Raw genomic sequence first — 25,202 nt, 5'->3', positions numbered from 1 at the left:
CCCGAGCCCGTAGTCGCTGCCGAGGAACGAAGGCTGCGAGCTTTTATTACGCCCCCCAAAGATCAAGAGCTCGCAGCCTTCGTTCCTCGGCAGCGACTACGGGCACTCTTGACAGATTGCAGGCAAAAAAAATCCCCGAACCAGTCGGGGATTTTTTTAGTGATCAATCATTGCAAGCAATGATTAATCTTCGCGGTAGCGACGCAGCTTGAGCTGCTTGCCAGCAACGCGAGTGTCTTTCAGTTTGGCCAGCAAACCTTCCAGACCGGCTTCCGGCAGTTCTACCAGGCTGAAGCTGTCACGCACCTGGATGCGACCGATAGCTTCACGAGCCAGGCCACCCTCGTTGAGGATAGCGCCCAGCAGGTTCTTGGCAGCGATACCGTCACGCGCACCCAGCGCGGTACGGCAACGAGCACGGCCTTCAGCCAATGGAACCGGAGCACGACGCTCACGATCACCACGCTCCGGACGGTCACCCGAACGCTCGGAACGCTCACGCGGTGCGCTGTTCGGCACCAGTGGACGATCGCGTTCGATGGCCGCCAGGGTCAGGGCCTGACCGTTGGTTGCCTTGCGCAGCAGAGCTGCGGCCAGGGCACGCGGGCTGCAACCGATATCAGCAATCAGGCGATCCAGCAGATCACCGTGAGTGGCTTCAGCGTCAGCAACCAGCGGCGTCAGGCTGTTGGTCAACTTCTTGATGCGAGCATCGAGAACAGCTTGAGCATCCGGCAGGCGGACTTCGGCAACTTTCTGACCGGTTACACGCTCGATCACTTGCAGCATGCGGCGCTCACGAGGAGTTACCAGCAGCAGTGCACGACCTTCGCGACCTGCACGGCCAGTACGGCCGATACGGTGAACGTAGGACTCTGGATCGTAAGGCATGTCAACGTTGAACACGTGAGTGATACGTGGAACGTCCAGACCACGAGCGGCTACGTCGGTCGCCACAACGATGTCCAGACGGCCATCCTTGAGGGAGTCGATTACGCGCTCACGTTGGTTCTGGGCAATGTCACCGTTCAGCGCAGCAGCTTTGTAGCCTTTGGCTTCAAGGGCGCTGGCCAGATCCAGAGTCGCTTGCTTGGTGCGGACGAACATGATCAGGGCGTCGAAATCTTCAACTTCCAGCAGGCTCAATACAGCCGAGGTCTTCTGGTCAGCGTGAACCAACAGGTGAGCCTGTTCGATCGCGGTAACGGTCTGAGTCTTGGTCTGGATCTTCACGTGTTGCGGATCGCGCAGATGGCGCTCAGCAATGGCACGGATCGACTGCGGCAAGGTAGCCGAGAACAATACGGTCTGACGGGTTGGCGGAAGAGCCTTGAAGATCACTTCAAGATCGTCCATGAAACCCAGTTTCAACATTTCGTCAGCTTCGTCCAGAACCAGGTGGTTCACGGTCGACAGCACTTTTTCGTCACGACGCAGGTGGTCGCACAGACGGCCCGGAGTGGCGACAACGATCTGTGCGCCATTACGGATTGCTTTCAGTTGTGGACCCATAGGGGCGCCGCCGTAAACGGCAACAACTGTTACACCAGGCATTTGCTTGGCGTAGGTTTCGAAAGCGGTTGCTACTTGCAGCGCCAACTCACGGGTTGGCGCCAGGATCAGGGCTTGCGGCTCGCGCTTAGCAGGATCGATGCGGTGCAGGATAGGCAGGGCAAATGCGGCGGTTTTACCCGTACCGGTTTGCGCCTGACCAATCATGTCGTGACCGGCCATAATGATCGGGATCGATTGCTGCTGAATAGCCGAAGGTTCTTCGTAGCCAGTCGCGATGACAGCTGCAAGAATGTTCGGATTAAGATTAAAAGCGGCGAAGCCGCCGGTTTCCTGGGTCATGGGTCTGCCTCTAAGTGCATCCGCAAAGACCCATGCTCCAAAGCTGCGCATGCCGTGTAAGACTCAAGAGTCGCCCTGGCTGCTTTGTCGGCGGGGATTTGCGAAAACGTTAAATGAATGGAGCGTTCAGGGGTTGTCCGCGAAACGGACGAGCAGCCGAAGCGTGCTTCGGGAAATGCGACACCTAAACGTGGCCCGGCTAAAGGCCGGCGCGCACTATACCGGATTTATCAAAAAAAAGAAGGGTTTTTTTGCGACACAATCGTCTGTGCCCCTCTGTAGACCGGGCTTTAACGATATTTTCGACCTGAAAAAATCATCAAATGCCTGGCCACTCTGGGGCAAAGGCTAAAACGTTTCATCCTTGGGTCTCAAGTCGCCGGGCGAATCGCCTTGATCAGCGACTCCAGCGAATAGCCCAACCGCGGCGCCAGAGCCTGCGCCCGCGCAGCCAGCGCGTCGATATCCAGGGTCTGCTCAAGATCGGCGGGCACCATCAGGATGACATTGCCTTCCTTGACCGGCAGCTCCCAGTAATGGCGGTGATACAAGCCGCGCAGCAAGGCTGCACCCAGCGGCTTGCCGTCATCGGTGGCCCACTGGTTGATGATCAGCCAGCCATTGGCTGCCAGCTTTTTCTGGCAGCTTTCGAGGAAGGTCCAGGCCAGGTGACCGGCAGCCGGGCCCAGGTCGTTATAAAGGTCGACGAAAATAAGGTCCGCAGGCTCGGCGCTGTCGAGCAGTTCGAGCGCGTCGCCAATACGGATATACAACCGCGGATCATCGTCCAGGCCCAGGTACTCGATGGCCAGGCGCGGCACATCAGGGCGCAGCTCAATGGCTTCAACATCTTCAAGAGGCAGAAACTTGAGGCAGGCCTGGGTCAGGGTTCCGGCCCCCAGCCCCAAAAACAGCGCGCTCTCAGGAGCGTCATGGCACAGCGCACCGATCAGCATGGCGCGGGTGTAGTCGTACTCCAGCCAGCTGGGATCGGCGGTGAACACGCAACTTTGCTCGATCGCATCGCCAAATTCGAGGAAACGGTAGTCAGCCACCTCCAGTACCCGAATCATGCCGAAGTCATCATGGACCTCGGCGAGCAGACGCTCTACGCGCTCCTCAGACATTTCCTCTCCTTGCCGCGCCCCGGTACTACCCGCAACGCCATAAAAAACCGCCACTCGATGCCGAGCGCAAAGGCGCGATTGTCGGCCATTGCGCCGCAACAGGTCACGCACTAATTGCTGCTAACATGGGCCACCCCCTATAAATACTAGAGTCTGCGATGAGCCCAATCTGGACCCCTGACAGCTGGCGCGCCCTGCCGATCCAGCAACAACCCCACTACCCTGACGCGGCGCACCTGCAACGCGTCGAGCAAAGCCTGGCCAGTTATCCGCCGCTGGTGTTTGCCGGGGAAGCCCGCGAATTGCGCCGACAGTTTGCCGAGGTGACTCAAGGTAGGGCGTTTCTGCTTCAGGGCGGCGATTGCGCTGAAAGTTTTGCAGAATTTTCAGCAGCCAAGATTCGCGACACCTTTAAGGTGCTGCTGCAAATGGCCATTGTCATGACCTTTGCGGCGGGCTGCCCGGTGGTCAAAGTCGGGCGCATGGCCGGGCAATTCGCCAAGCCGCGCTCGGCCAATGACGAAACCATCAACGGCGTGACGCTGCCGGCCTATCGCGGCGATATCGTCAACGGTATCGGTTTCGATGAAAAAAGCCGCGTTCCCGACCCGGAGCGTTTGCTGCAGTCCTACCACCAGTCCACCGCCACCCTGAACCTGCTGCGCGCCTTTGCCCAGGGCGGTTTTGCCGACCTGCATCAGGTGCACAAGTGGAACCTGGACTTTATCGCCAACTCGGCACTGGCTGAAAAATACAGCCAACTGGCGGACCGTATCGACGAAACCCTGGCCTTTATGCGTGCCTGCGGCATGGACAGCTCGCCGCAACTGCGTGAAACCAGCTTCTTTACTGCTCACGAAGCATTGCTGCTGAACTACGAGGAAGCCTTTGTACGCCGCGACAGCCTGACCAACGACTACTACGACTGCTCGGCGCACATGCTGTGGATCGGCGACCGCACACGGCAACTGGACGGCGCCCATGTCGAGTTCCTGCGCGGGGTCAACAACCCGATCGGGGTCAAGGTTGGCCCGAGCATGAACAACCAAGACCTGATCCGCCTGATCGACATCCTCAACCCGGACAACGACCCCGGTCGCCTCAACCTGATCGTGCGCATGGGCGCCGACAAGGTGGGCGATCACCTGCCGCAACTGATCCGCGCCGTAGAGGGTGAAGGCAAGCAAGTGCTGTGGAGCTGCGACCCGATGCACGCCAACACCATCAAGGCCAGCAGCGGCTACAAGACCCGTGATTTTGCGCAGATCCTGGGCGAGGTGAAGCAGTTCTTCCAGGTTCACGAGGCTGAAGGCAGCTACGCTGGCGGGATTCATATCGAGATGACCGGGCAGAACGTCACCGAGTGCATCGGCGGCGCCAACCCGATTACCGAAGACGGTCTGTCGGACCGCTACCACACCCACTGCGACCCGCGCATGAACGCTGATCAGTCGCTGGAACTGGCATTTTTGATTGCCGAAACGTTGAAGCAGGTCAAGCGCTGACACTTGCCAGATACACAAAACCTGTGGGTGCGGGCTTGCTCGCGATGCAGACGGCGCGGTGCATCTGAATGACCGCGGCAATACCATCGCGAGCAAGCCCGCTCCCACAGGTTATCGAGGCCAGCGCACTCACTTGTTAAACGGATCATCCCAAAAAGCCCGATGGCTTTCAGTCTCGATATCCGCCCTGCTCAACCCGAGATCCTTCAGCGCTGCATCACTGATCTGCCTCAGCTGCGCCCTTTCTCGCGAAAGCTGATACCAGCGGGAAACCCGGTTAATCCACACCATACCTGTTTGACCTTTCATCACTTGAGCCCTCCTGGGGTATGGCTCAAGTCTCTGCGCGGGCATAAGATCAATCCAACGAATGTTTCTTATGCGATACATCTGCGAGATTGATCAATGGCCGAATTTCCCAGTATCGACACCGACCTGCTGCGCACCTTTGCCGCCATTGCCGATCACGGCGGTTTTACTCGCGCTGCCGAAGTGGTCAATCGCACCCAGTCGGCGGTCAGTATGCAGATGAAGCGGCTGGAAGAGGACGTGCTCAAATGCGCGTTGTTTCAGCGCGAGGGGCGCAATGTCAGTCTGACCTCAGAGGGCGTAGTGCTGCTCGGCTACGCCCGGCGCATCCTCAAGCTGCACAGCGAAGTGTTCAACACCCTGCGCCAGCCGCAGATGGTGGGCACGGTCAAGATCGGCTCGCCGGATGACTACGTGATGCGCTTTTTACCCGGCGTGCTGTCGCGCTTTGCCCAGGACTACCCGCTGATCAACGTCGAGGTGCATTGCGAGCCATCGGCCCTGCTGCTGCAACGCAACGATCTTGATCTGACTATCGTCACCCGCAAACCCGGCACTGAAATGGGCCAGATTTTGCGTCAGGAGCGCTTTGTGTGGATGGTGGCTCAGGGCTTCGCCCCCCACGAACAAACGCCCTTGCCGCTGGCGATGTTCAATACCGATTGTTTTTGCCGGACCTGGGCCTGCAATGCCCTGGATATCCAGCAACGCGAATACCGGGTTGCCTACACCAGCGCCAGCCTGGCAGCGATCAATGCCGTGGTCAGCACCGGGCTGGCCGTGACCGCCCAGTTGCAAAGCCTGCTGACCCCGGACTTGCGCATCATCGGCGAGGCGGAGAACCTGCCGCAGCTGCCCTCCGCCAGTATTGTGCTGCTACGCAAACCCAACAGCGCATCGTCGCCGATCATCGAGTGTTTTGCCGAGTACATCGTCGAAGGCTTCAAGCTTTGATTGCCAGCAAGGCGGCGCACAGCAGCAAAAAGGCGCAGTACAAGCCCCGCAACAAACGTTCTGGCGTGGCATAGGCAAGCCTGACACCCCAACTGATACTCAGCAGGCCGCCGATAGCCATCGGGATCCCCATGCCCCAGTTGACCTCGCCATGGGCGGCATAGGTCACCAGGGTGACGCTGGTACTCGGTGCCGCCAGCGCCAGCGACAGGCCTTGAGCCACCAACTGGGTAGTCCCGAACACACTGGTCAGCACCGGCGCAGCCACCACCGCACCGCCCACACCGAAGAGCCCGCCAGTTGTGCCTGCAAGCACGCCCAGCAAGCCAAACCAGGGCCAGCCAAAACGCGAACCTGCCGTCGGCTGACCGGATGAACCATACAATTTGAACAAGTTGTAGAACGTAATCGCCAGCAAGAACCCGATAAACCCCCAGCGAATAAAGCGTTCATCCACACCCACTGCCAGCATTGCGCCCAGCCAGGCGAAGGAAAAACTCATCACCACCAGCGGCAAAGCCTGGCGCAGGTCAATCCTGTTGCGCTGGTTATAGCGATACAACGCCAGAAACACATTGGGCACGGACATCACCAGCGCAGTGCCTTGCGCCATTTGCTGATCAAGACCAAACCACAACCCCAGCACCGGGATTGCGATCAGGGCGCCACCAATCCCGAACAACCCGCCCAATGCCCCCAAAACGACGCCCAGCGCCCCATACATTGCAAAATCGATCAGCATTGCCGCCCCTCTTCGTGAGCCCCCATGCTAACCAGTCGTCGGCGCCGGGCAAAGCGCTGGACCGGGGCTTTTCGCAGGTAAAAAAAACCCGGCCATAAGGCCGGGCTTCTTGTTGTGCGGTTAACGCAAGGTTTAAACCTTGGCGCGGCCCTTGTAGGAGCCACCGTCACGGGTATCGATTTCGATCCAGTCGCCGATTTCAACGAAATCAGCAACGCTCAGCTCGGTACCGTTTTTCAGTTTGGCAGGCTTCATCACCTTGCCCGAAGTGTCGCCGCGAGCGGAACCTTCGGTGTAGTCAACCTGACGCACGATAGTGGTCGGCAGCTCTACGGAAACCAGACGGTCTTCGAAGAAGATCGCTTCGCAAACGTCGGTCATGCCTTCTTCAACGAATGGCAGAACGGCTTCGATGTCTTCAGCGTTCAGCTCGTACATGGTGTAGTCAGTGGTGTCCATGAACGTGTAGGTGTCGCCGCTGATGAAGGACAGGGTCGCTTCTTTGCGATCCAGGATCACGTCTTCCAGCTTGTCGTCAGCGCTGTATACGATTTCGGTCTTGTAGCCAGTCAGCAGGTTCTTCAGCTTGGTCTTCATGATTGCGCTGTTACGACCGGACTTGGTGAATTCAGCTTTCTGAACCAACCAAGGGTCGTTTTCGAGCTTGATGACTGTACCGGGTTTAAGCTCTTTACCAGTTTTCATTACGAATATCCGAATTTGGATTGAGATTTACAAAAATCTAGGTCGCGTATCATATCCAATTTCTATAAAACAGTACTAGCGCTTGCGCAAGATCGGCCTGTAATGACTGTTCCAGACACCAGCGTTCGGCGTGTGCGGTGATCTCGGGCCAGAGTTCCAGCACACAATTCCAGCTTTGCGCCATATCGGCGCCAGCATTCCAGGCATGCCAAAGCCCGGTAAATGCCTGGGCGGCCTGCGGTGATAGGCCTTTGGCATACAAATCGAGAAACGCATTGAGCTTGACCCAGTGCGCATCTTCTTCCTGCTCATAGATATGCCAAAGCAGCGGCCGCCCCGCCCATTGCGCCCGCACAAACGAGTCTTCACCGCGCACCGCGTTGAAATCACAGCTCCATAGCAGGTAGTCGTAGTCCTGCTGACGGACAAACGGTAGCGTCTGGACAGTCAGCCCCCCACGCTGCTCAATATCGCCCGGTGCCAACTGAGCCACCCCGAGCCAGCGCAACAGATCACCCATGATCCGCCCCTGAGGCACCAGCAGATGGGTCGGTACACTGCCTGCCGCCATTGCATCCAGCCAACTGGCCAGGCCGGTATTTTCATAAGCGAACAATGAGATCAGCCGCGCATTATTTGCCGGGAATACCCCTAACCCCTGCAAAAATGCCTGTTTGGCCTGGGGATCCTGCTCAAAGGCACGGCGACGCTGCAGCAGATCGGCCTCACGCAACAGGCCTCCGGTACCAGCATCAAAGCCCGGGAAGAAAAACATCCGTTTCAGGCCGTCGGGTCGCAGGGAGGGCAGACCGTGGCAGCCACGGACCCAGTCTTCCGCGCTCAGATACTCCAGATTGATCCACAGCGCCGGAGCCTGGCGGGCTTTCATCGCCTGCAAGTAACCTTCAGGCAACTTGCAGGCAAAAGCCTCGACCACCACATCGGCGACCTCGGCCGGTTGCCACTGTTGAGGCCACTGGCAAACCTCGACCCCCTGCTGCCATTGGCGCGCCGCAGCGGCATCCGCCTCGGGGCACAACGGCACAAATGCGCGCAAGTCATCGACCCACAGCCGCACGCTCTGCTGATGCTCGGCCACCAATTGCCGGGCCAGGCGCCAGGTCACACCAATGTCGCCGTAGTTATCGACCACACTGCAAAAAATATCCCAGGAGGCTTTCATTCCGGGCTCCAACATTCAAAGGGCTGATTGTCCGCATAATTGAACGCGTACAGAAGGTATAAGGCGGATAAATCTGCGCGGCACTCGTGCGACAATCGCCGCTTGTCTCTCTCAAGCCTCGACCCATGAACAAGACCGCCGTGCACCTGCTGATGCTGGAAAAGCTCGAAATCGACCTCGACGTGCTCCAGCGCGCAGCGCAAACCGCTTACGAAGCTGCCACCCACGCGGAAAACATCGCCGAGAACAAATACGACACCCTTGGCCTTGAAGCCTCGTATCTGGCTACGGGGCAGGCACGTCGAGTTGAGGAAATCCGTCAGGCGCTGAAAAACTGCCGGGCCATGCCCTTGGCACCGTACAACCCGGCGCAGGGCATTCAGCTCGGCGCACTGGTCAATCTGGAAGCCGAAAACGCTAGCGAGCAATGGCTGTTGCTTGCCCCGGATGCCGCTGGACTCAAACTCGACCACGACGGACAGACCGTCACCGTCATCACCCCGCGCTCACCGCTGGGTGCCGCCTTGCTGGGCAAGCAACTGGATGACGAAGTGCAGATCAATGTGGGCGGTGCGGTGCAGGTGTTCAGCGTTTGCGATATTCACTGAGCAACTTGTGGGAGCGGGCTTGCTCGCGATACAGACGACGCGGTCTATTTGAATGACCGAGGTGATGCTATCGCGAGCAAGCCCGCTCCCACACTAGTCGTTTTGTGTCTGGATTACTTGGCAGCAGCCATCATGCGGTTCACTTCGCTGCGCACCATATTGGCGTACTCCGGCGGCGACATGGCGTCCAGTTCCGAACGCACCCATTCAGCCCACTTGCCCTTGCGCTTGGCGCGCTCACCGAACAAACGCGCCGCTTCGCCTTTGGCCTTGCCCAGGTTGCTCTGCCAAAGGTCATACAAACGGGATTTTTCATCTTCAAGCGCTGCACGCTCTGCGAGAGGCTTGTTGGCGAGGTTGAAGCTCATGTGAATTTCCTGCGGCGTAAATTAGGTGACATCTTACACCCTACAAAGAAGTGTCTCAGTCTGGTTTTTGACTACGCTGTCAGCTCAGGCGCAAATCAGATGCAACTTTTTAGCATTGGGTTGACTCCATTACTTATCACCCCTTTAACCTGCAAGGAGTACCGCAATGGCTCGAAAAAATGCCGTACAAGCTGAAGATCAAATCAAGGATCAAGCGTTCAGCGAGCTGCAAGACCTGATTGCCGAATCTGAAAAGCTGCTCAAGGACAGCGTGTCCCTGGTCGGTGAAGAAGGCGAAACCCTGCGTGCGCAGGTAAGCCTCAAGCTCAAGCAGGCACTGGATTCAGTAACCAACGTGCGTGAGCGCACCAAGCCTGTAGTAGATGCCACTGAAAACTATATCGGTGGCCATCCGTGGCAGACCGTGGCCATCTCGGCCGGTTTTGGTCTGGTTGTAGGCCTGCTGCTGGGCCGTCGCAACTAAAGTCGGCTGCAACGGTTGCAAACAAAGCCCCTGGTGTTTATCGCCAGGGGCTTTGTGGTTTATAAATTAAAATTGCCGACATATTCAGTGACATTCTTCGCTGGCATTCTAATACTTCGTCGCATTCCCATGCCAACGAGACAGCCAATGTCCGCGTCTACTACTGCCACAAAGCCTCTTAGCACTGCCCTGATCCTGCTGATGGCCACCGCCACCGGCCTGGCGGTTGCCAGCAACTATTACGCCCAGCCCTTGCTGCACACCATCGCCCAGGAACTGGGCTTGAGCATGGGCAGCGCCGGTACCGTGGTCATCACCGCACAATTGAGCTACGGCGCAGGTCTGTTGCTACTGGTGCCTCTGGGCGATCTGTTCGAACAGCGCCGCCTGATCGTCACCATGACCGTGTTGAGTGCCCTGGGCCTGCTGCTAAGCGCGTTCGCACCTTCGCTAACGTGGCTGTTGATCGGCACGGCGATGACCGGGATGTTTTCGGTATCGGCACAGGTGCTGGTGCCGATGGCAGCCAGCCTGACCGACCCGCAAAGTCGCGGTCGAGTGGTAGGTACCCTGATGAGCGGCCTGTTACTGGGCATATTGCTGGCCCGTACCGTGGCGGGCGCGCTGTCGTCGGCAGGTGACTGGCGCACTATCTACCTGGTGGCCGCTGCCCTGATGCTGGTCAGTGCCATCTCACTGTTCTGCGCCCTGCCCAACCATCACCAGAGCGCAGGCCTGAGCTACCCGAAACTGCTGAAGTCGGTGTTCACCCTGTTTGTCGAAGAACCAGTGCTGCGCCTGCGTGCCCTGCTGGGCCTGCTGACCTTCTCGCTGTTCGCCCTGTTCTGGACACCTCTGGCTTTTTTGCTGGCAGTTCCACCTTATAGCTATTCGGACGCTGTCATCGGCCTGTTCGGCCTGGCGGGCGCTGTCGGTGCGGTGGCGGCAAACTGGGCCGGGCGCATGGCTGACCAAGGCAAGGGGCAACAGGCGACTACCGCCGGCCTGCTGATTCTGCTGGCCTGCTGGCTGCCTATGGCATTTGCCGGGCATTCATTGATAGCATTGCTGATCGGTGTACTGGCCCTGGATTTTGCCGTGCAACTGGTCCATGTCAGCAACCAGAATGCCGTGTTCAAGGTTCGCCCTGCCGCACGTAACCGTCTGAATGCCGGATATATCACCTGCTATTTCATTGGCGGCGCACTGGGTTCACTGGTGGGCGCACAAACCTATCCGACCTATGGCTGGGACGGCATCGTAGTCGTCGGCGCCGTGGTTGCGACGCTGGCATTGGCGGTGTGGGGCTACAGCCTGCAGCGCGAAAGCAAGTTGCAGCCCGTCGCCTGAGTCGCTATATGGCGCTTTTCATCGTAATGCGAACTCGCTAGCATGCGAAAAATGCCCTGACGATCCGAGACGCCATATGATCCCTAAAGAATCCCGTAATGAACTGGCCCTGGATACTTTTATCAAGGCGCACCCTGAACTGATCGAAGAAATGAAAGAGCTGAGCGCAGAGGACCGCCAGCAACAGATTTTGTGGGCCTTTGAAGACGAGGCCGAAAGCCGCGGCCTGGAAGCCTGGGAACTGGCCCTGGAACTGATCGCCCGCTCCCCTGAAGAGCTCAAGAGCATGCGCCTTGAAGTGCATCAGGAAGTCGCCGAAGCACTGGACATGAGCTGGGAAGAGTACTGCGGTTTCAACGAAATCGCCGTGTGAGCCAACCCGCTTTGCAAACAACGCCCGGTCGGTCACTCACCGGGCGTTTTTACATATAAGGGATCAGGACTTGTGGTGGGCAGCCATCAGTCTTTGAGCCATCAGCAAATGCATCTCCAGCTTGGGCAGATATTTTTCGGCAAACGCCTGCAACTCCGGTGACTCGGCGTTTTGGGCCTGCTCCTTGTACAACTCAATGGCCTGCTCATGGGTCTTGACCTGATTGGCCGCATAGGCTGCATCAAATGAATCCCCCTCCTGCACTTGCAGCATCAGCTTCCTTGCCCTGTCGAGTATCTGTTCGTCACTGGAAACCTGCAGGCCCAGACGGCTGGCAAGATCCTTCAAATCCCGATTGGCGTTGGTATGGTCCTTGATGGCCTCCACGGCATAGCTTTCTATGTCTGTCGAAGAGGTTTTACTGATCGCCATACGGCTGGTTTCGATCTCGGCAATGCCTGCGGCATGGGCATCATCAACAAAGTCTGCCGGACTGGCTGCGACTGCTGTGGCCGCCACGATCAGGGAACAGACCAGGGCACAACCTGCCACAAAGCGTTTGGGGCCAATCAGGTGTTTCATAACGTCCTCCAGAAAAAGGCAGGTTTATTCCCTGCACAGAATCTGAAGGCACGTAATGGCAAAGGTTTAGATCAAAGCGGTTTTTTCTGACGAGTGGCAACTAAAAGCACTTCAGCAAACCCTGAGCCATACTGTCCAGCAGCACTTGCCGCCAAACAGGAGAAGCCTTATGGACGCCTTCAGGGCCATGCTCGACAACTGGGAATCCAGATCCCAGGAATCCAGTGAGCGGGTTGAATACAGACTTGCGCTGCACAAGCGCGACCTGGTCAAAATCAAGGCTTTCGCCCAAGCCTACGGGCTGGATGAAGCCACCATCACTCAAAGCCTGATCCATTGCGCGCTTGAACAAGCAGAACAAGCCATGCCCTACGTGAAGGGTTCCGAGGTTATCCGCATTGAAGAAGGTGAAGAGATTTATGCCGATGCCGGCAAGACACCAGCCTTCGTTAAAGCAGAACAGGCTATCTCCAAAGCGCTGGATGTGAACAGTCCGTCTTGCGAATGATGTCGCACCTGCTTGCCCCAGGCGCACGCAAACAAAATTTCTCGGAAACGTCGATAGATAAAAAGCGAAACGTCGCACGAAACGACTGAAATAGAATCTCGATCCCCCTGTAGCCGCTGTCGAAGGAACGAGGCTGCGGCTACAGGTCATCTCGTAATCAACGCGCCGTAAACGGTAACTTGTCCAAAGCACAGTTATTCTTCAGCGTTGACGGCTCGACCATACGTAGAGGCACGCCGGTGGCCTCGTCAAAAATCTTCACCTGGCAAGAGTCAAAAGTCTCAGGGTTCTCGATAATGCCGCCCTTGATCACATAGCGGGCACCCGGGGCGAACTGGCTGACGAATTCGATCCTGCAGGAGCGGCCGGCATTGGCCGAGCCATCTACCACCAAATGCAATGGTTTTAACGCCTCTACCGAGATAGAACCTGCTGGTCGGGAGGTTTTGTCGCGTACAGCGAACAATTGCCGACCCGGTTTCACCGCCACTGTTCTGCCATATTTGCAGCCCACTGTCGGTGCTTCGGTCAGGGTCAGATAGTTGCGATAATTGCTCAAAGCGTCCATTTCACTGCGGATCTGCGCCTGAGGCGCGCCGGGAGGTGGCGTGTACTGCTGGACCTGTGCGCAGCCTGCGCTCAGTAACAACAGCATGCCAAGGGGGAGCAGCTTCATAATCGTCTAAATCCATTTAAGTTCGAAGTGGAGCACTCAATGGGACGGCCCATGCACTCGGTCGTCCTTGATGATTGCCAGGGCACGATAGTAACGCAGCTCGCTGCTTCTGCGGCTTTTCAGCCAGACCGCGTCGCCTGAGTCGCGGGCAAGTCCGCTCCCACAGGGTGCTTGGCAGTGAGCACTGCAAAAACCTGCGGGAGCAGGCTTGCTCGCGATGGCATCACTTCGATGCGCTTGCCAATCAATCCCTGTAATCCGGTGCAATCCGATCAAGCATTCGCACTAGCGCAGCCCAGGCCAGTTGCATGGCATCGGGGTCGTCCAGTTCGCCCTCCTCCAGCGGCCTGGCGGGGTCGTTGAACTGGCGCTCGGTGTACTCGCAAATATCAGCGGCTGGCAACACCAGCTCACCGGCAGCCATCGCGGCCAGCTGGATTTCGCAGGCCTTGTCCAGGTAATACATGCGCAAAAAGGCCTGGCTCACGGTTTCCCCGACGGTCAGCAAACCGTGGTTGCGCAGGATCAGCACGGGTTTGTCGCCGATGTCCTGCACCAGCCGCTGTTGCTCGCTCAGGTCCAGCGCCAGGCCCTCATAGTCGTGGTAGGCAACGCGGCCGTAGAACTCCATCGAGATCTGGTTCACTGGCAACAGGCCACACTGCAGTGCCGCCACCGCACACCCGGATCGGGTATGGGTGTGCAACACGCATTGAGCGTCTTCACGGGCGCCGTGTATGGCACTGTGAATCACAAAGCCGGCCGGGTTGACCGGGTACGGCGAGGGCTCCACGGCATGGCCTTGCAGGTCTATCTTGACCAGATTGGAGGCGGTGATTTCCTCAAACATCAGCCCGTAGGGGTTGATCAGAAAGTGATGCTCCGGCCCGGGGATTCGCACCGAGATATGGGTGAAGATCAAATCAGTCATGCGAAAGTGCGCGATCAGCCGATAACAGGCCGCCAATTGCTCACGTAATTGCCGTTCTACCGGGTTCATGTCCGTTCGCCCTCTGTGATTGTGCATGCTTGCAACCCCTGCCCCAACGCATCCCAGCCATTGAAGCCACGCCGTGCAATAAACACCAACTGGCTGACGTTGGCCATCGCTTCATCGGTGGCCGGCGAAAACTGGCTACGACTGCCCACATGCTGCAACCAATGCGCGGCGCTGCCCTGGGCCAGCACCACCAGCCCCTTGACCCGGAATACGTCGCTTGGCAAGGCCTGCAACCAGCCACGCAGGCGCTCCACATTAAGGGTCGCGGTTTGCTGCCATGTCCAGCTGCTGAACATCTCGCTGTGATCGTCGCTGGAAACGGGAGTCAGCGGTTTCGCCGAGCGAGGTTCAGGCTCCGAATCCAGCCAGAGCGCATCGGGCAGTTGGGCCTGCACGCTTTCGTGTATCCGCGTCCTGTGGCCCAGGGCGTCATGCAGGGCTTGCAACTGCCCGGCGTCGACCAGATCGGTCTTGTTCAGCAACAGCAAGTCGCCAGCCCCCACTTGCGCCCGGGCCAGACGGGCGTACTCGCCCTCCAGTTGCAAATGGCGGGTGGCGTCGACCACAGTGATCACCATGTCCAGTTGCATCTGGCTGCGCAATTGCGGGTAGGCCAGGGTTTGCACAATGCGCTGCGGATCGGACACACCACTGCACTCAATAACAATGCGCTCAAGCCGCGGCTGCATTTGCGCCATGGCAGTCAGTTGCGCCAGCAGGTCTTCTTGAACCGTGCAGCAGATGCAGCCGTTTTGCAGGCTGACCACTGCATCCGTGACCTCGGATACAATCGCCGCATCGATATTCAGCTCGCCAAAGTCATTGACGATCACCGCCAGCCGACGCCCCTGAGCACGCTGTACCATGCGATTGAGCAAGGTGGTTTTGCCCGCACCGAGAAAACCCGAAACTACGGTTACTGCGATCCGTGGCGTACTCATGTTGCTTTACCTTCTAGCACCGGTGGCTCGCCCTGCCAGACGGCCTTGATGCCTGCCGGGGCCAATGCCCCATGGCGGTCGTAAACCAGTTGCCCCTCGACAAAGGTCAGCAGCACATGGGTGCGGTGGATGTAGTTGCGTGCAGGCGCGGCGAACAGGTCACGGTCGATGACAATAAGGTCCGCCGACTTGCCGACCTCCAGGCTGCCGGTGCTGTGTTCCAGGCCCATGGCCACGGCACCGTTGCGAGTGACCACATTCAACGCCTGCTCCAGGCTGATCGGATCGCCGAAACAAGCCGGGTCGTCGTTCCACGGGTTCTGCCGGGTGACCATGGTTTCCAGCGCCAGCCACGGGTCAATCGATGCTACCGGCCAGTCGGTACCCATCACCGCAGTACCGCCAGCTTCCAGTACGCCCTTGAAGTCATAGATGCGCTTGAGCCGCTCCTGGCCATAGCCCGAACGGGCGCCACTGGCGAACGGGGTCGGATACCAGGCCGCCGGGGAAAACTCGGCGATCACGTTCAGTTCCTTGAAGCGCGGCAGGTTGCCCGGGTGCAGCAAGGTACTGTGCGCGCATTGATGGCGCACGCCGCTGAAACCGTTGCGACGACGGGCCTCGGCTACAGCATCGAGGAACACGTCAGAGGCGCCGTCCCCGGTACAGTGGGCGATCACCCGAATGCCTTTTTTGTCCATATCCACCACCATGTCGGTGATGTGCTCCGGGGTCAGGTTGAGCTTGCCGCGCCAGCTCGACTCTTGCGGCCAGGGGGTCAGCAGGTACGAAGACTTGGGCTCGACCGTGCCGTCGAAGTGAAACTTCACCGCATTGGCGCTGAGGCGGGCGCTGCGGTAATAGTGCCGCTCGCCGCTGAGCAGCTCCCAGCGACGACGCACCGGGAATATATCGTCCTGCCAACTGATGGCGGCTTCGATGCGCACCGTCAGCTCGCCGCTGTCGTCGAGTTCTTTCAAGGCCTGCAAGCGTTGCTCGCAAACGTGGACGTATTTACTGGAGGTCACGCCGCGGGAACTCTGAAAATGCACGCCGTCGCGGTAGGCACGACGCAACACGCTGACCGGGGTGGGCGGCATGGCAGCGTGGATCATGGCGTAGGCGCCGTCGATCATCAGGCCGGTGGGCTCGGCGGTCAGTTCATCACGCTCCAGATAGCCGTTGCGCGGGTCGGCGGTATGACGGTCGATACCGGCCAGTTGCAGCGCTTTGGAGTTGACCATCATGGTGCCCCACATGCGGTCGAGCAGCGCCACCGGGCGGTCCGGCATCACGCTGTCGAGCCATGCACGGCCCGGCGTCAGTCCGGCTTCGCGGAAGGTGTAACGGACCCAGTACTGCCCATAAATCCAGCCGTCACCGGGGTGGCTGTCGGCATAGGCGAGGATGCTTTCGCGCAGTTGCTCGGGGGTCGGGTCTTCGATCCCCACATCCAGGTCATCGCTGTAGCGCGGTGCCAGCGCCAGGTCCGGATGGGTGTGCATATCATGCAGGCCCGGCATGCAGAACGCGCCTTGCAGATCATGCAACAGGGTGTTCGGCCCCTTGAAGGCTTCAAGCTGGCCCAGGTTGGAGACACCGATCAACTTGCCGTCGCGGATCGCCACGGCCTCGGCCCACGGGTTTGCCGGATCCTGGGTGCAGATGCGACCGTTCGCGAGGATCAGATCGGCATAAAGCCCTTGCGTGGAGTGGGTCGAAGTGAAGTTGTCGGACTCAGCCATGTAAGCCACCTTTTAGGTCAGTGCAAAAGAAAGGTCTTGGGGGGACCGGGAAATTTTTATTGTTGTAACGGACAGCTCGCGCCTGGAGCTGCCGAGGGACAAGTTGGGCTAGTATTGTTGAACCAAGCGATACAACAATCGATTTTTTTTGGCCTGACTGTTCAATTTCAATCACCATTTTCCGGGATGATTTATGCGCTTTCCTTCGATGACAGCCCTTCGCGCCCTGGACGCGGTCGCACGCCTGGGCAGCGTGTCGGTCGCCGCACGCGAACTGAACCTGACCCGCAGTGCCATCAGCCACCAGATCAGCAAGCTGGAGGAGTGCGTCGGCTTTACCCTGACCGAGCGCATCGGTCGCGGCATTGGCCTCACCTACCAGGGCGAACGTTATGCGCGAGAGGTCCACGGGATTTTGCTCAACCTGCTCGATGCCGGTCAGGTGGTCGATGATCAGGAAATCAGCGGCCGCCTGTGCGTCAGTTGCGCACCGGGGTTCGCCACCTACTGGTTATGCCATCACCTTGGCGCATTTTTGCGCCAGTACCCGCAAGTGCAACTGCAACTGATTACCCCCCGCACGCCCGGTGAGATCAGCAACCCGAGTGCCGACCTGTTTATCGCCTACGGCATTGGCGACTGGCCGGAAGTGACCGTGGAAGAGATCGTGGCATTGCGTTTTTTCCCAGTGTGCAGCCCGCGCCTGATCAATGCCCTGAGCGGTCTGAAAAGCCCGCAGGAGCTCAGTGATTTCCCGTTGCTGCACATGACCGATTACTCGGACTGGCGGGTCTGGTTAACCGCCGCAGGCGCCTCGGGGGTCAACGCGGTCAGCGGCATCCTGTTCTCCGACGCACACTGCGCGCAGTCGGCGTGCATAGCCGGCCAGGGTATCGCCATCGGCGACAATCTGATCAGCGGTGATGCCTTGTCCAAAGGGCTGCTGGTACGTCCGTTCGATATCACCATCGACCTGCACCGCGGCTACTACCTGGTTGCCGACCCGCAAAAAGCCGAGCGCGCAGTGGTGCAGGCCTTCAGTAGCTGGGTCAAAACCCAATTGCAGTCCTCACACCAGACCTGGCAGGACACCCTGTAGAAGCCGCTTTCAACCCAGTATTGAGTAAAAAAACTAACCAATACGAGCAAAATAATTCCATTGATGTAGCGATATTTTTAACAATAATAAGCCTAAAGCCCCCTGCCGGATTTACCTCCGTCGCCGCACGCCCTGGGGCAATAAAAAGAGGAATTCCTATCGTGGCCAGCGGTCCTGCAATCCAGCTCAGCGCACAAGGCATCAGCCAGTATTACGGTCGTTTTGCAGCGCTGGACAACGTCAACCTTGACGTTCGCCAAGGCGAATTCCTGACCCTGCTGGGCCCTTCCGGCTCGGGCAAAACCACCTTGCTGATGATTCTGGCGGGCTTTCTCAGCCCCACCTCGGGCAAGCTGATGGAGCAAGGCGTCGATATCATCAAACGCAGTGCCGAGAAGCGGAACTACGGCATGGTGTTCCAGGGCTATGCGTTGTTCCCGCACATGAGCGTGGCCGATAACGTGGCCTACCCGCTGCGTATCCGCAAAGTCGCCGCCGAGGAGCGCCAGCGCCGGGTCAAGCACATTCTCGAAGTGGTCGGTCTGGGTGCACATATGCACAAAAAACCCGCCGAGCTGTCCGGCGGTCAGCAACAACGGGTAGCCATTGCCCGCGCGCTGGTGTTCGAGCCGGAACTGCTGCTGCTCGATGAGCCACTGTCGGCACTCGACAAAAACCTGCGCGAGCAGCTGCAGACCGAACTGCAGCGCATCCATCGTCAGGTTGGTACCAGCTTCGTTTTTGTCACCCACGATCAGAATGAAGCCTTGGCGCTGTCGTCGCGTATCGCGATCTTCAACCACGGCAAGCTGACCCAGGTTGATACGCCGGAGAACATCTACAACCGCCCGGACAGCCGTTTTGTCGCCGAATTCCTGGGCAAGATGAATCTGTTCCCGCTGCTGGACATGATCCGCAACGGCCCAACCGCCAGTGGCCGCTGCGGCACCAGCGTACTGCACGCCCTCGCGCCCTCCCCGCTGAGCGCACAACCGACCGTACTGGCCGTGCGCCCCGAGCATATGGAACTGCACAGCAACTGCCCGCAGCGCGATGGTTACAACGTGATACCCGCACAGCTCACCGACAAGGTTTACCAGGGTTCCAGCACGCATCTGGCGCTCAAGGTCGGCGACGACGCATTGCCCGTCAACCTCTCCGTCCCCGGCAATCACCCGGGTGCGCTGATGCCCAGCGGGGCGCCGGTCTGGCTGAGCTGGCCGGTGCAGCAAAGTTTCCTGCTACAGGCCTGATGCCTGCGATCAACGCGCAACAAAAAGCTCTCTCCCAATGACAACAAAAACGGCCCGTGTCCGCTGCGACGCCGCCGATTGAGGACTTGCCCATGAGCCAGGATCACCAACGCGACTGTATTGAAGTACTGATCGAAAAAGCCCGCAGTGGTCAGATCAACCGTCGCTCCTTTATGCAGGCCATGGGCCTGATGGCTGCGGTGCCGCTGGCCCTGCGCAGCGGCATCAGCTGGGCGGCCGACAAACCGCTGGTGGTGGTCAACTGGGGCGGCGATGCACTGACCGCGTTCCGCTCGGCATGGACCGAAACTTTCAGCAAAAACACCGGGATCCAGGTGCGTATCGACGGTGCCGGCCCGACCGAAGGCGCAATCCGCTCCCAACTGGCGAGCGGGCGCCCAAGCTGGGACGTGGTCGATATCGAGAGCTACAGCGCCATCGTGCTTGGCCGCGAAAAGATCCTGCAACCGCTGGACTACAACGTCATCAAGCGTGATCAGGTGGCCCCGGCACTGTCCTCCGATTTCGGTATTGCCAGCTATCAGTTCAGCTATGTCATGGCTTGGGACAGCAAGAAATTCGGTGAAAACGGGCCAAAAACCTGGGCTGATTTCTGGAATGTGGAGAAATTCCCAGGCAAGCGCACGCTGTACAAATGGATGAACGGCATGCTCGAAGCCGCTCTGCTGGCCGATGGCGTACCCGTCGATCAGTTGTATCCGCTGGATGTGGCGCGGGCTATGGCCAAGATCGACGAGATCAAGCCCCATGTGCTGTCGTTCTGGAGCTCGGGTGCCGAAAGCCAGCAACTGATGGTCGACGGCGAAGTGTCGGTGGGTGCCATCTGGCACACCCGCGCCAAACTGCTCGCCGAAGACACCGACAACCGCGTGCGCTGGAGCTTCGACAACGGCTTTATCAACTCCAGCAGTTGGTCCGTGTTGCAAGACAACCCGGCCGGTACGCAACCGGCCATGCAGTTTATTGAGTACGCATTGCAGCCTGAAGGCCAGCTCAAACTGTTCGAACTGCTGGGCAACGGCCCGTCCAACAGTGCCACCGAAAAACTGATGTCACCCCAGCAGCTGGAAGCCAACTGCGCGTCTGCCGAGAACCTGAAAAAGCAGATTTCCCTGAATGCCCAGTGGTACGCCGACAACTACTCGAAAGCCTTGGAAACCTACCTGACGCGGCTGTCCAAGTGAGCCATCGACCATGACCATGACCCTGACTTCAACCCTCAGCAAGCCCAAGCCCCGGTTCAGTTCGCCAGGCCTTGAGCGCGGTTTGCTGCTGTTTCCGCTGCCAGTATTGCTGCTGGTGTTTTATGTGCTGCCCTTTATTGGCGTGGTGGGTTGGAGCTTTACCCTGCCCACACCCGGCATCGAACAGTACGAACGCATCGCCACCGACCCGGCGATCCACGACATGCTCTGGCGCACACTGCGCCTGTGCATGACGGTAAGCTGCCTGGCATTGCTGATCGGCTATCTGCTGGCCTACTGCTGGATATTCAGCCCGCCGTTCTGGCAACGGGTGGTGGAAATCTGCATCTTTATCCCGTTCTGGATCTCGGTACTGGTACGTGCTTTTGGCTGGTTGATCGCGCTGCGCAGCAATGGCGTGCTCAATGAAGGCTTGTTGGGCATGGGCCTGATTGATCAACCGCTACAGCTGAGCCGCAATGAAATCGGCGTGGTCATCGGCATGCTCCACGTCATGATCCCGTATGCCGTATTCCCGCTGCTGTCGAGCATGCGTCAACTCGATCAGCGCATCCTCATGGCATCACGCGGCCTGGGTGCCGGTGCCTTGCGCACATTCTGGCAAGTGCTGCTGCCGCAGACCCTGCCAGGCATATTGGGTGCGTTCATCATGGTATTCGTATTCTGCCTGGGCTTCTTTATTACCCCGGTACTGCTGGGCGGCGGGCAGACGGTGATGATCGCCGAATACGTGTTCCTGCAAATGTTCCAGACCAGTAACTGGGGCCTGGGGGCAGCGCTGAGCGTGGTGTTGCTGGCACTGGTCAGTGCATTGATCTGGGTGCTGCTGAAAATCACCCGCGTGAACCGCCTGGTCGGCTGAGGTTACTTATGAATACCCATCGCACAAGCCTGAGTACGCGGCTACTGGCCGTCATCGCCATGGCCTTTATGCTGTTCCCGCTGCTGACGGTCATTCCGGTGTCCTTCACCAGCAAACGCTTCCTGTCGATGCCAGAGGGCAACTGGTCGCTGCGCCATTACGAAGCACTGGCCAGCAACCCCGACTGGCTGCATGCCATCAGCCAGAGCCTGACCATTGCCTTCGCCACCAGCGTGGTCGCCACCTTACTGGCCGCCAGCTTCAGCCTCGGCATCTGGTATATGCGCTCAAAACTGGCCACGGCCCTGATCGGTCTGGTGCTGTTGCCGATGGCGATCCCGCCGGTCATCTCGGCACTGGTGCTGTACTTTATGGAAACCAAACTAGGGCGCTTCGCCCCGGGCATGGGTTATGACACCTTGCCAGGCGTGGTCATTGCCCACGTCATCATGGTGGTACCGTATGGCGTGGTGACCATGCTGGTTGCCCTCAGCCAGATTGACCGGCGCATCGAACTGGCGTCACGCAACCTCGGTGCCAGCCTGATGCAAACCACCTTTATGGTGATCCTGCCCAACCTGAAACTGGGCATCGCCTCCACCGCATTGCTGGCGTTTGCCCTGTCGTGGGAAGAGGTCGCGGTGACGCTGTTTATCACCAGCGTCAACGTCGACACCCTGCCCAAACGAATCTGGAGCGGCTTGCGCGACAACGTCGACCCGAGTGTTGCGGCCATCTCCGTGGTACTGATATCACTGACCCTGCTGGTTCTGATTGGTCGACTGGTGTTTGCCCATCTGGCCGAAAAACGCGCGCAGAAACTGCTGCACTCGTAATGCCCGAACAGAAAATAGCCGATGGACTTATATGCAGTCGGCTATTTTTCTGGCTTTTTTTCAGATGATTGAATGTAGGCGGTGTGGGTTCTACGGCAATGCTTCGGCGATTTGAACAGGGCTTTCTCTGACTTTTCGTGGATGTGAAGTGTCGTACGGATTTCCTGATTATCTATCAGTAAGCTCACACCTCTGATCATCTGCACCTATGCCTTATGCAGGCTAAACACCTGCGTTCAGAGCATCAGACGAGCTGTAGTAAACGCGATACCTGCCAGTACAACGGCCGTGGCTACAAACCATTTGGTCTGGTTGTTGAACCCTTCAATAACGCAGGTTTTCAACTCAGCCATCGATACTCGGAGTTCGCCCAAGTCCGTTTTTGTGGCCATGTTTTTTTCAATACCGTCCAGTTTGGTCTCTACCCGTACGATCCGTTCGCGGATCTCGGGGAGCGCTTTTTCCAGTGCATCAACCCGGCTTTGCAATTTATCATCTCCTGGAGGGCCTGGCGGCGCTCCACTGCCTTGGTTATCGTGGCCACTTTTCTTTCTGTCGCCGCCCTGGCGTCCAGAGTGTTTTTCACTCAAATAAACCCGTTCAAACGGCTTGATCACAAACACACTCCTGACCCGACGTTGCAGTCATTGGACTCATTTGACACTCCGTCCAATGCATCGCGGGCATGCAGGCGCCTGAAAACACAATAATTACCGTACAACAGCACAGCGAATGGGCCGTTAAGTGCCTTGCTGGCCTTGAGCCTGGATGAATCCGGCATGCTCTCTTCTCCATTGATCGCATAGTGTGGAGAACGCTAACAGGGGCAACACTGCAGTTATGCCGGACAATCACGTAATTACTGAAGGATTTTTCCTTTTATTAAGATGGCACTCAACATATAACCTCCTCCTATCAGCTTGGTGCAGGACTGCGGAAAAAAGACCTATTAGCCCGCAGGCGAGGTGGGGGGACGATGGCCCGCGCCTGGGCATAAAGCACGTCACTACCCCGAAGCGAGTCAAAATTGCTATCCGATAGCCTTCACCTGAGAGCCCTGTAGCCTGTATGGATGGCTCTAAAGTGCGACCGCCTTCCATCAGCACTAGCTGGAATAACTCCGGTGCGCTCGGCGCCTTTGATGGTCAGCTCCCAGATGCTGGCTGCGCTGAAATACAGGGTATTGACCTCATCGTCGATAAGCTGGGCAGCAGCCTTGGACAGTTTGTCGTCGCCGATCGCTGCCCAGATCAGGATATGAGTGTCGAGCAATAACCTCATGCCTTGCCCTCAAACAGCCCCTCTATTTCAGCATCGAGAGTGCCCGAAGCCTCGGTGCTGAATGTCACCCCAGCGAGCATCCCGCGGCGCTTGGGGGCTGTAATAGGAACCAGCTTGGCCACTGGCACGCCTGCCTTGGCGATGATGATGATCTCCCCGCCCGCTGCCGCATCAACAAGCTGTGAAAACTGCGTTTTCGCTGCATGAATGTTATGGGTCTGCATGTCGCAACCTGCCGATGGTGGCCAGCACAACCAGATTAGTTCACGTCATGGACTAAGCAAAGGGGGCTTGAGTACTACCGCTGGCAGGCCGTACTGACTGGGTGGAAGCCTAAGAATTTGCGGGAGTGAGGGGGCGAGGGCTACGAATCCCAACTATCGAGCATTGAGGTATTGACGGGTAAGGCAATGAAGCACTCAAGCCCCATATTGGTCCCATATCGCCCTTTTTCAGACGCCAGAAACCACAAACCCCCGACTTTCTCTAGGAAAATCAGGGGTTTGCGTTTACTTAATGTGGCGGTGAAGGAGAGATTCGAACTCTCGATACAATTTCTTGTATACACACTTTCCAGGCGTGCTCCTTAAGCCACTCGGACACTTCACCGTATCTCTTCAAACAAGTTCTGTCTGTCGAGGCGCGCTAATGTAGTCGAAAGCTTTCGATATGACAAATGTTTTTTTCAGAATTTTCATGCGCTTACGAAAATAGTCCTTTTGGTGGTTGGCCCCAGTGGGGCGATTCTGCCAAATTCCGGCTCGTCAGCTTTGCCTGTTCCCCCTGAATCGCTGGCGGGCTGCCCTCTATATAGAAGGATGAGGCCAATAGCATGACTCACCAGTCAGTCATGGCCCTTTACCTGCGCCGTAGGGCTGGGTAACGTCTGCCCCACTTCATTACAAGGATTTGCGCCATGAGTGACTTGATTGCCTACCACCTGGAAGACGGTATCGCCACGCTGACCTTGAGCAATGGCAAGGTCAATGCCATTTCCCCGGATGTGATCACGGCCTTTAATGCCGCGCTGGATCAGGCCGAGCAGGATCGCGCTGTAGTCATGATTACCGGGCAGCCGGGCATTCTCTCCGGCGGTTATGACTTGAAGGTGATGACAGCCAGCCCCGAGCAAGCCATCGAGCTGGTTCGACAGGGCTCGACCCTGGCCCGGCGCATGCTGGCGCATCCGTTCCCGGTGGTGATCGCCTGCAGCGGCCATGCCGTGGCCAAGGGCGCTTTCCTGTTGCTGTCGGTGGATTACCGCATCGGCGTCGAAGGCCCGTTCAGCATCGGCCTGAATGAAGTTCAGATCGGTATGACCATGCACCACGCCGGTATCGAACTGGCCCGCGATCGTCTGCGCAAATCGGCCTTCCATCGCTCGGTGATCAACGGCGAAATGTTTAACCCGCTCACCGCGGTAGACGCAGGCTTCCTCGACAAGGTGGTCAAGCCTGAAGAGTTGCAGGCCGCAGCCCTTGAAGCGGCCCGTCAGTTGAAGAAGATCAATATGAAGGCCCACAAGAACACCAAGCTCAAGGTACGCAAAGCACTGCTGGAAACCCTCGACAAGGCGATCGAGGAAGATCGGCTGCATCCGCTCTAAATCGCGCCCCTGCAAGATCAATCCC

At 58.1% G+C, this 25,202-nt stretch carries 28 protein-coding genes and 1 tRNA gene; 13 read left to right on the top strand and 16 right to left on the bottom strand.

What is annotated here, in order from left to right:
• Positions 1-183 precede the first annotated feature (183 nt).
• Entirely contained in the window at positions 184-1,854 is a 1,671-nt protein-coding gene (locus tag ACZRMH_RS18235) for a DEAD/DEAH box helicase (protein WP_464014606.1), read from the bottom strand.
• Between the two features lie 371 nt (positions 1,855-2,225).
• Positions 2,226-2,981: a spermidine synthase gene (locus ACZRMH_RS18230; protein ID WP_464014605.1), complete on the bottom strand. Its 756-nt coding sequence runs from the start codon at positions 2,979-2,981 to the stop codon at positions 2,226-2,228.
• 158 nt (positions 2,982-3,139) lie between these two features.
• On the opposite strand from ACZRMH_RS18230, the gene ACZRMH_RS18225 reads away from it, so the two are divergent.
• On the top strand, positions 3,140-4,486 hold the full coding sequence (locus ACZRMH_RS18225; RefSeq protein ID WP_464014604.1) for a class II 3-deoxy-7-phosphoheptulonate synthase: 1,347 nt from the start codon (positions 3,140-3,142) through the stop codon (positions 4,484-4,486).
• Between the two features lie 129 nt (positions 4,487-4,615).
• On the opposite strand, the gene ACZRMH_RS18220 is transcribed toward ACZRMH_RS18225, so the two are convergent.
• Positions 4,616-4,795 (bottom strand): DUF1127 domain-containing protein, encoded by a 180-nt coding sequence (locus tag ACZRMH_RS18220; protein ID WP_464014634.1) that lies wholly within the window; start codon positions 4,793-4,795, stop codon positions 4,616-4,618.
• A gap of 96 nt (positions 4,796-4,891) precedes the next feature.
• On the opposite strand from ACZRMH_RS18220, the gene ACZRMH_RS18215 reads away from it, so the two are divergent.
• The gene (locus ACZRMH_RS18215; protein WP_464014603.1) at positions 4,892-5,749 is read left to right on the top strand and encodes a LysR substrate-binding domain-containing protein; all 858 of its coding nucleotides are present in this window, start codon (positions 4,892-4,894) and stop codon (positions 5,747-5,749) included.
• Here the strand turns inward: ACZRMH_RS18215 and ACZRMH_RS18210 are convergent.
• The 3 genes from ACZRMH_RS18210 to earP all read right to left on the bottom strand — a co-directional run bounded on the left by ACZRMH_RS18210 (position 5,739) and on the right by earP (position 8,379).
• A complete protein-coding gene (locus ACZRMH_RS18210; RefSeq protein WP_464014633.1) occupies positions 5,739-6,473 on the bottom strand; it encodes a sulfite exporter TauE/SafE family protein in 735 nt (244 codons plus the stop codon). The genes ACZRMH_RS18215 and ACZRMH_RS18210 overlap by 11 nt on opposite strands.
• 150 nt (positions 6,474-6,623) lie before the next feature.
• Complete coding sequence (locus tag ACZRMH_RS18205) at positions 6,624-7,196, bottom strand: elongation factor P (RefSeq protein WP_016780001.1); 573 nt, start codon at positions 7,194-7,196, stop codon at positions 6,624-6,626.
• Between the two features lie 49 nt (positions 7,197-7,245).
• Positions 7,246-8,379 (bottom strand): elongation factor P maturation arginine rhamnosyltransferase EarP, encoded by a 1,134-nt coding sequence (gene earP, locus ACZRMH_RS18200; protein WP_464014602.1) that lies wholly within the window; start codon positions 8,377-8,379, stop codon positions 7,246-7,248.
• A 125-nt stretch (positions 8,380-8,504) separates the two neighbouring features.
• On the opposite strand from earP, the gene ACZRMH_RS18195 reads away from it, so the two are divergent.
• The gene (locus tag ACZRMH_RS18195) at positions 8,505-8,987 is read left to right on the top strand and encodes a GreA/GreB family elongation factor (RefSeq protein ID WP_464014601.1); all 483 of its coding nucleotides are present in this window, start codon (positions 8,505-8,507) and stop codon (positions 8,985-8,987) included.
• A 113-nt stretch (positions 8,988-9,100) separates the two neighbouring features.
• Here ACZRMH_RS18195 and ACZRMH_RS18190 read toward each other — a convergent pair whose 3' ends face one another.
• Positions 9,101-9,355, bottom strand: a complete 255-nt coding sequence (locus tag ACZRMH_RS18190) for a hypothetical protein (protein ID WP_464014600.1) — start codon at positions 9,353-9,355, stop codon at positions 9,101-9,103.
• A gap of 166 nt (positions 9,356-9,521) precedes the next feature.
• Between ACZRMH_RS18190 and ACZRMH_RS18185 the strand changes: the two genes are divergently transcribed.
• The 3 genes from ACZRMH_RS18185 (at position 9,522) to ACZRMH_RS18175 (ending at position 11,562) form a co-directional block, all read left to right on the top strand.
• Positions 9,522-9,839 (top strand): ElaB/YgaM/YqjD family protein, encoded by a 318-nt coding sequence (locus ACZRMH_RS18185; protein WP_464014599.1) that lies wholly within the window; start codon positions 9,522-9,524, stop codon positions 9,837-9,839.
• Between the two features lie 147 nt (positions 9,840-9,986).
• Positions 9,987-11,189 carry an MFS transporter gene (locus ACZRMH_RS18180; protein WP_464014598.1) on the top strand — a complete coding sequence of 401 codons (1,203 nt, stop codon included), beginning with the start codon at positions 9,987-9,989 and terminating at the stop codon, positions 11,187-11,189.
• 76 nt (positions 11,190-11,265) lie between these two features.
• Entirely contained in the window at positions 11,266-11,562 is a 297-nt protein-coding gene (locus tag ACZRMH_RS18175) for a DUF6388 family protein (protein WP_016779995.1), read from the top strand.
• A gap of 63 nt (positions 11,563-11,625) precedes the next feature.
• Here ACZRMH_RS18175 and ACZRMH_RS18170 read toward each other — a convergent pair whose 3' ends face one another.
• Positions 11,626-12,144, bottom strand: a complete 519-nt coding sequence (locus tag ACZRMH_RS18170; RefSeq protein ID WP_464014597.1) for a DUF4142 domain-containing protein — start codon at positions 12,142-12,144, stop codon at positions 11,626-11,628.
• Positions 12,145-12,313: 169 nt separating this feature from the next.
• Here ACZRMH_RS18170 and ACZRMH_RS18165 point away from each other — a divergent pair, with 169 nt between their 5' ends.
• Positions 12,314-12,652, top strand: coding sequence for a hypothetical protein (locus ACZRMH_RS18165; RefSeq protein ID WP_464014596.1), 339 nt, complete (start codon positions 12,314-12,316; stop codon positions 12,650-12,652).
• 157 nt (positions 12,653-12,809) lie between these two features.
• Here the strand turns inward: ACZRMH_RS18165 and ACZRMH_RS18160 are convergent, their stop codons facing one another.
• The 4 genes from ACZRMH_RS18160 to ACZRMH_RS18145 all read right to left on the bottom strand — a co-directional run bounded on the left by ACZRMH_RS18160 (position 12,810) and on the right by ACZRMH_RS18145 (position 17,014).
• Positions 12,810-13,328, bottom strand: coding sequence for a hypothetical protein (locus tag ACZRMH_RS18160; protein ID WP_464014595.1), 519 nt, complete (start codon positions 13,326-13,328; stop codon positions 12,810-12,812).
• Positions 13,329-13,572: 244 nt separating this feature from the next.
• A complete protein-coding gene (locus tag ACZRMH_RS18155; RefSeq protein ID WP_464014594.1) occupies positions 13,573-14,328 on the bottom strand; it encodes a class II aldolase/adducin family protein in 756 nt (251 codons plus the stop codon).
• On the bottom strand, positions 14,325-15,269 hold the full coding sequence (locus tag ACZRMH_RS18150; RefSeq protein WP_464014593.1) for a CobW family GTP-binding protein: 945 nt from the start codon (positions 15,267-15,269) through the stop codon (positions 14,325-14,327). The genes ACZRMH_RS18155 and ACZRMH_RS18150 overlap by 4 nt, the downstream gene beginning before the upstream one ends.
• Entirely contained in the window at positions 15,266-17,014 is a 1,749-nt protein-coding gene (locus tag ACZRMH_RS18145) for an amidohydrolase (protein WP_464014592.1), read from the bottom strand. The genes ACZRMH_RS18150 and ACZRMH_RS18145 overlap by 4 nt, the downstream gene beginning before the upstream one ends.
• Before the next feature lie 193 nt (positions 17,015-17,207).
• Between ACZRMH_RS18145 and ACZRMH_RS18140 the strand changes: the two genes are divergently transcribed.
• The 5 genes from ACZRMH_RS18140 (at position 17,208) to ACZRMH_RS18120 (ending at position 22,290) form a co-directional block, all read left to right on the top strand.
• Positions 17,208-18,113: a LysR substrate-binding domain-containing protein gene (locus tag ACZRMH_RS18140; RefSeq protein ID WP_464014591.1), complete on the top strand. Its 906-nt coding sequence runs from the start codon at positions 17,208-17,210 to the stop codon at positions 18,111-18,113.
• 161 nt (positions 18,114-18,274) lie between these two features.
• Positions 18,275-19,366, top strand: coding sequence for an ABC transporter ATP-binding protein (locus tag ACZRMH_RS18135; protein WP_464014590.1), 1,092 nt, complete (start codon positions 18,275-18,277; stop codon positions 19,364-19,366).
• 92 nt (positions 19,367-19,458) lie between these two features.
• Complete coding sequence (locus ACZRMH_RS18130; protein WP_464014589.1) at positions 19,459-20,571, top strand: ABC transporter substrate-binding protein; 1,113 nt, start codon at positions 19,459-19,461, stop codon at positions 20,569-20,571.
• Between the two features lie 10 nt (positions 20,572-20,581).
• Positions 20,582-21,454, top strand: a complete 873-nt coding sequence (locus ACZRMH_RS18125) for an ABC transporter permease (RefSeq protein ID WP_464014588.1) — start codon at positions 20,582-20,584, stop codon at positions 21,452-21,454.
• An 8-nt stretch (positions 21,455-21,462) separates the two neighbouring features.
• Complete coding sequence (locus ACZRMH_RS18120) at positions 21,463-22,290, top strand: ABC transporter permease (RefSeq protein ID WP_464014587.1); 828 nt, start codon at positions 21,463-21,465, stop codon at positions 22,288-22,290.
• A gap of 236 nt (positions 22,291-22,526) precedes the next feature.
• Here the strand turns inward: ACZRMH_RS18120 and ACZRMH_RS18115 are convergent, their stop codons facing one another.
• From ACZRMH_RS18115 to ACZRMH_RS18100, 4 genes are all read right to left on the bottom strand, one after another.
• A complete protein-coding gene (locus ACZRMH_RS18115) occupies positions 22,527-22,907 on the bottom strand; it encodes a hypothetical protein (protein WP_464014586.1) in 381 nt (126 codons plus the stop codon).
• A 427-nt stretch (positions 22,908-23,334) separates the two neighbouring features.
• Positions 23,335-23,571, bottom strand: a complete 237-nt coding sequence (locus ACZRMH_RS18110; RefSeq protein WP_464014585.1) for a type II toxin-antitoxin system VapC family toxin — start codon at positions 23,569-23,571, stop codon at positions 23,335-23,337.
• Positions 23,568-23,795, bottom strand: a complete 228-nt coding sequence (locus tag ACZRMH_RS18105) for a type II toxin-antitoxin system Phd/YefM family antitoxin (RefSeq protein WP_464014584.1) — start codon at positions 23,793-23,795, stop codon at positions 23,568-23,570. Before ACZRMH_RS18105 ends, ACZRMH_RS18110 begins: the two co-directional genes overlap by 4 nt.
• Positions 23,796-24,090: 295 nt before the next feature.
• Positions 24,091-24,180 (bottom strand) — tRNA-Ser (locus ACZRMH_RS18100).
• Between the two features lie 307 nt (positions 24,181-24,487).
• On the opposite strand from ACZRMH_RS18100, the gene ACZRMH_RS18095 reads away from it, so the two are divergent.
• Entirely contained in the window at positions 24,488-25,177 is a 690-nt protein-coding gene (locus tag ACZRMH_RS18095) for a crotonase/enoyl-CoA hydratase family protein (protein WP_464014583.1), read from the top strand.
• Positions 25,178-25,202: the final 25 nt, after the last annotated feature.

It is taken from the genome of Pseudomonas sp. B414, assembly GCF_055408445.1.
This window is presented reverse-complemented; position numbering and strand designations above follow the sequence as displayed.